This is a genomic window from Streptococcus sp. 1F3 (assembly GCF_054968985.1).
Map to the genome: position 1 here is coordinate 1 of NZ_JBUEQR010000086.1, position 4,551 is coordinate 4,551.

The following is a 4,551-nucleotide window of genomic DNA, read 5'->3' on the forward strand; positions in this document are numbered from 1 at the left end:
GCACTATGAACTTTATCAATTTCTCTTGTTCCATTTCCAAGAGAAAAACTCAGATCATTTCTTCGAACTCATCGAACAGGAAATAGCCTCTGTTAATCCTATTTTCCAGACGGTATTTAAGACTTTTCTAAAGGATAAAGACAAGGTTTTAAACGCCATGGAATTGCCTTATTCCAACGCCAAACTGGAAGCTACCAATAATCTCATCAAAGTCATCAAGCGCAATGCCTTTGGATTCAGGAACTTTGAAAACTTTAAGAAACGCATTTTGATTGCTTTAAACGTAAAGAAAGAGAGAACGAAGTTCGTCCTCTCACGATGTTAGCTTTTCATCTACCCACTACAGTTGACAAAGAGCCAAAAAACTTTGGATTACTCCAAAGTTTCTTACCTATCGTATTATGGATAAATGTAGCCAGTTACACCGTCAGCTGCTGGATTAAACCATCCACGGAAATCTGCTAAATATTGGTTTCCTGCATAGTTTGATTCAACAACTCGAACCTCTGAACCATTCACTTCTGTAACAACTGCTACGTGACCATAAGCACCTGAAGTCCAAACTGCAACCGCTCCGACTTGCGGAGTTGAACCTGTACGGAAACCAGCTGCAGATGCTGAATACATCCATTGATTTGCATTCCCCCAGTAGTTTCCAACCCAAGGTGCGGCCTGTTTTACACCCCAAGTACATTGACCTACTGGGTAGGTGTTGCTTGCATCATAAGAAACGGATTGACGAACTGGTGCCACTGCCACACTGCCTGTAGAAACTGCTACACTTGCTTGGGGAGCAGGAGCCTCCGGTGTGCTTACCACTACATTTGTTACAACTGCTTGTTGCTGTTGTTGTGCTACGGCTGCTTGTTGTGCCTGATAAGCTGCTTGTGCTGCCGCAGCTGCCTGTGCTGCAGCTTGTGCAGCTGCTTTTTCTTCAAGCAAGGCTTGCTTTTCATCTTCTGCTGTCGCTTTTTCAACGGCAAGATTCAATTGCGCCACTTTCAAAGCTGCTTTTTGAGTATTTAACTCTTGTGAAGCATCATCTAATTTTTTCCAGTTTGCCTCAACCACATTGATGGCTTCCTGATTCGATTTTTGCTTTTCTGCAATTGTCTCTTTATCAGCCTTTTGTTGCTCCAGCATACGGTTATTAGCTGAAACAATCTCACGCATAGCATTTATACGAGACACAGCATCAACAATTGATTTTGAATCGAGAATCGTGTTAATATAACTAGTTGCTGAACCATCTGTCTGTGCACTACGAGCCTGTTTTTTCAAGGCTTCATCGCGTGACACAATATCTCCAGCTAATTTTTCAATTTCTGCACTCAATGCTTGAGACTCTGCTTGCAAACGTTCATTTTCAGCTGTCAAGTTAGATTGTTCTGCGATAATAGAGTCCACTTTCGATTGGATTTCATCAACCTGTGCTTGTGCACTAGCCTGTTGATCCGCAATTTCTTTAATCTTATTATCTTGAGCTGCAATCTTGCTATCTGTATCATCTGCCTCAACTACCAATACATTTCCAATACTCGTTAAAACAATAGTGCTCAGTAGCAAGCTTGCTAAGATTTTTTTCTTCATAGGTTCGTTAAACTCCTCCACTCTTTCTGACTATACCATTCTATCAAAAAAATCACGCAAATATATTACGTGATTGTTACATTTTTATGTCTTATTTGTGATGTAAAAAACTTCTCTAATACCGGGTGTAAGATTAATAATAATAGGGAATTAAAAAGTAAAGTTGGCACCAAGCTATACACGACAAAGATAAACATCGATAAATTGGATACTTCAAATAGACGAGCAAATAAGAATGCTCCAAATTCGACTACAAAAATGACAACTAATAAGATGATATGATTGGTCAGGCGCTTGAATTTTAAACTCTGATAGAAATAATCAATCAGATAGATAGCTAATGGAAACAAGGTCACAAAAACACCCAATATATTTAAATAGTAACTATCATACAAAAAACCAACTATCGTAAACATTGCAACATTGTAAAAAGTGGGAATGTAGAGAACAGAGAATAATCCTATAATCAATAAAAAGTGACTGGATACATAAATGATTCCGGGTGTCAAATTGATAAACAGAGTAGATAACTGCCCATCTATCACAAAAGATAAAAGCAAGAGGAAAGGAATAAAATACTTCACATTCTTTTTCATTTCCCATCTCCTACGACCAAAACGGAATAAATATTGGAAAAATTCGCAGTAGGCTCGACATATAACTCGCGACTCAAATCACTGCTACTTGTCTTGACAGACCTCACTTTTCCAATCTGGATATTAGACGGTGTGGCCCCAGCCAAGTCACTTGTCACGACATTACTACCAACTGCAATCTCATCAGTACTATTTAATTGACTAATAATAAAGCTATTGGTATCTGTATCGTATCCTGTTAAAATACCATAAATATTCGTAGTTCCTGCTGCAATTTTCACAGGAATCTTGGTGACTTTATCCGAATTAGACAATAATTTAACATCCGTTACATCATCATAGATACGTTCAACAATTCCTATCAAACCACCGTTTGACACCACTAGCATCTCCTCGGTCAAACCATCTTTTTTTCCTAAATCAATCGTCAATTGCGTATTCCAAGAAACCGGGGTCCGTACAGAAACCAAGCCCACAAGAACCTCCTTATCTTCATAACGATGTGTCATTCCAAGAGTTTCTCTTAAACTATCATTTTCTTTTTTAATCGTATCTAGCTCTGCAACCTGACTTTCTAATGTGGTTAAAGAGCTTTTCAATTCCTTATTCTCATCATAAGTCTCTATCAACTCCCCAATCACATCACCTTGTTCTGAGAAAAAGCGAATGGGCTTAGAAAGGAATTGATTCACATAGGACAATGAGGTATGGATAGCATTTGACACATAGGGAATATCCAAACGTTTATTCACTGTCAAGAATAATAAGGAAAAAGATAAAATCAACAGCACCGAACTTACAACAATCAATTTAGCAACTTTATTCATCTCTTAGTAAACCTCATACAATCCAAGCAATTGTTTATACAATAAAACGAGAATATCATTCGATAATCTCGTTAAACAACGGAGAATAAGGGATTCGAACCCTTGCGCCAGTTACCCGACCTAACGATTTAGCAAACCGTCCTCTTCAGCCTCTTGAGTAATTCTCCATTTTATAAATGGGCACGAGTGGAATCGAACCACCGACCTCACGCTTATCAGGCGTGCGCTCTAACCATCTGAGCTACGCGCCCAAACATATGTTTGGTATTTGGATAGTATCCAAAAGCGGGTGACGAGAATCGAACTCGCGACAACAGCTTGGAAGGCTGTAGTTTTACCACTAAACTACACCCGCATTTTATTCCCAATAAATGGCGCGAGACGGAATCGAACCGCCGACACATGGAGCTTCAATCCATTGCTCTACCAACTGAGCTACCGAGCCATATCCACAATCTAATTGCGGGAGCAGGATTTGAACCTACGACCTTCGGGTTATGAGCCCGACGAGCTACCTAGCTGCTCCATCCCGCGCTATTTATACTAAAAGGAGGATGTGGGATTCGAACCCACGCACGCTTTTACACGCCTGACGGTTTTCAAGACCGTTCCCTTCAGCCGGACTTGGGTAATCCTCCATATATGGACCTTGTAGGACTTGAACCTACGACCGCTCGGTTATGAGCCGAGAGCTCTAACCAGCTGAGCTAAAGGTCCAGCAAAAACAAATAGCGGCGAAGGGGATCGAACCCCCGACCTCCCGGGTATGAACCGGACGCTCTAGCCAGCTGAGCTACACCGCCAAAACAGCAATCGGGAAGACAGGATTCGAACCTGCGACACCTTGGTCCCAAACCAAGTACTCTACCAAGCTGAGCTACTTCCCGGAAGGATATCTCCCACTAAAAATAAATCTCCCCTAATGTCTCCATTAAGCGAGCCATGCACCCTAGAGGAGTCGAACCTCTAACCGCCTGATTCGTAGTCAGGTACTCTATCCAGTTGAGCTAAGGGTGCCTATTCATGCCGAGGACCGGAATCGAACCGGTACGATGTTGCCATCGCAGGATTTTAAGTCCTGTGCGTCTGCCAGTTCCGCCACCCCGGCCTCTGTAAGCGAACGACGGGATTCGAACCCGCGACCCCCACCTTGGCAAGGTGGTGTTCTACCACTGAACTACGTTCGCATCCCTTTATGCCGGCTACATGACTTGAACACGCGACCCTCTGATTACAAATCAGATGCTCTACCAACTGAGCTAAGCCGGCCTATTTTCCTATGATGCGGGTTAAGGGACTTGAACCCCCACGCCCGAAAGCGCCAGATCCTAAATCTGGTGCGTCTGCCAATTCCGCCAAACCCGCAATGACCCGTGCTGGGCTCGAACCAGCGACCCTTTGATTAAAAGTCAAATGCTCTACCAACTGAGCTAACGAGTCGAGTATTGAATCAACGGTCCCGACGGGAATCGAACCCGCGATCTTCGCCGTGACAGGGCGACGTGATAACCGCTACACTACGGGACCTATGGGAGTTA

4 protein-coding genes and 16 tRNA genes are annotated in these 4,551 nt (G+C 42.6%); 1 reads left to right on the plus strand and 19 read right to left on the minus strand.

Annotated features, from left to right (window positions below; translation table 11 throughout):
* The coding region (locus ACVPON_RS08005; protein WP_462878107.1) for a transposase at nt 1–325 on the plus strand (325 nt) is incomplete at its 5' end.
* A 74-nt stretch (nt 326–399) separates the two neighbouring features.
* Here ACVPON_RS08005 and pcsB read toward each other — a convergent pair.
* The 19 genes from pcsB to ACVPON_RS08100 all read right to left on the minus strand — a co-directional run bounded on the left by pcsB (nt 400) and on the right by ACVPON_RS08100 (nt 4,540).
* The gene (pcsB, locus tag ACVPON_RS08010; protein WP_462878109.1) at nt 400–1,590 is read right to left on the minus strand and encodes a peptidoglycan hydrolase PcsB; all 1,191 of its coding nucleotides are present in this window, start codon (nt 1,588–1,590) and stop codon (nt 400–402) included.
* A 65-nt stretch (nt 1,591–1,655) separates the two neighbouring features.
* Nucleotides 1,656–2,186: a rod shape-determining protein MreD gene (mreD, locus tag ACVPON_RS08015; RefSeq protein ID WP_462878111.1), complete on the minus strand. Its 531-nt coding sequence runs from the start codon at nt 2,184–2,186 to the stop codon at nt 1,656–1,658.
* Nucleotides 2,183–3,013, minus strand: coding sequence for a rod shape-determining protein MreC (mreC, locus tag ACVPON_RS08020; RefSeq protein ID WP_462878113.1), 831 nt, complete (start codon nt 3,011–3,013; stop codon nt 2,183–2,185). Before mreC ends, mreD begins: the two co-directional genes overlap by 4 nt.
* Before the next feature lie 79 nt (nt 3,014–3,092).
* A tRNA-Ser gene (locus tag ACVPON_RS08025) sits at nt 3,093–3,180 on the minus strand.
* A 10-nt stretch (nt 3,181–3,190) separates the two neighbouring features.
* Nucleotides 3,191–3,264: transfer RNA gene (locus ACVPON_RS08030), tRNA-Ile, on the minus strand.
* Between the two features lie 33 nt (nt 3,265–3,297).
* Nucleotides 3,298–3,368, minus strand: a tRNA-Gly gene (locus ACVPON_RS08035).
* A 17-nt stretch (nt 3,369–3,385) separates the two neighbouring features.
* Nucleotides 3,386–3,458: transfer RNA gene (locus ACVPON_RS08040), tRNA-Phe, on the minus strand.
* A gap of 15 nt (nt 3,459–3,473) precedes the next feature.
* Nucleotides 3,474–3,547, minus strand: a tRNA-Met gene (locus ACVPON_RS08045).
* A 14-nt stretch (nt 3,548–3,561) separates the two neighbouring features.
* Nucleotides 3,562–3,651 (minus strand) — tRNA-Ser (locus ACVPON_RS08050).
* A gap of 5 nt (nt 3,652–3,656) precedes the next feature.
* A tRNA-Ile gene (locus tag ACVPON_RS08055) sits at nt 3,657–3,730 on the minus strand.
* A gap of 12 nt (nt 3,731–3,742) precedes the next feature.
* Nucleotides 3,743–3,816: transfer RNA gene (locus ACVPON_RS08060), tRNA-Met, on the minus strand.
* Nucleotides 3,817–3,826: 10 nt separating this feature from the next.
* Nucleotides 3,827–3,900, minus strand: a tRNA-Pro gene (locus tag ACVPON_RS08065).
* Nucleotides 3,901–3,956: 56 nt separating this feature from the next.
* A tRNA-Arg gene (locus ACVPON_RS08070) sits at nt 3,957–4,030 on the minus strand.
* Between the two features lie 7 nt (nt 4,031–4,037).
* Nucleotides 4,038–4,121: transfer RNA gene (locus ACVPON_RS08075), tRNA-Leu, on the minus strand.
* A 7-nt stretch (nt 4,122–4,128) separates the two neighbouring features.
* Nucleotides 4,129–4,200, minus strand: a tRNA-Gly gene (locus tag ACVPON_RS08080).
* 9 nt (nt 4,201–4,209) lie between these two features.
* A tRNA-Thr gene (locus ACVPON_RS08085) sits at nt 4,210–4,282 on the minus strand.
* Between the two features lie 14 nt (nt 4,283–4,296).
* Nucleotides 4,297–4,378: transfer RNA gene (locus tag ACVPON_RS08090), tRNA-Leu, on the minus strand.
* Nucleotides 4,379–4,380: 2 nt separating this feature from the next.
* Nucleotides 4,381–4,453 (minus strand) — tRNA-Lys (locus ACVPON_RS08095).
* A 14-nt stretch (nt 4,454–4,467) separates the two neighbouring features.
* Nucleotides 4,468–4,540: transfer RNA gene (locus tag ACVPON_RS08100), tRNA-Asp, on the minus strand.
* Nucleotides 4,541–4,551: the final 11 nt, after the last annotated feature.

Coding starts and splice junctions, on each gene's coding strand:
- pcsB (WP_462878109.1), bottom strand. CDS start 1,590: ATGAAGAAAAAAATCTTAGCAAGCTTGCTACTGAGCACTATTGTTTTA.
- mreD (WP_462878111.1), bottom strand. CDS start 2,186: ATGAAAAAGAATGTGAAGTATTTTATTCCTTTCCTCTTGCTTTTATCT.
- mreC (WP_462878113.1), bottom strand. CDS start 3,013: ATGAATAAAGTTGCTAAATTGATTGTTGTAAGTTCGGTGCTGTTGATT.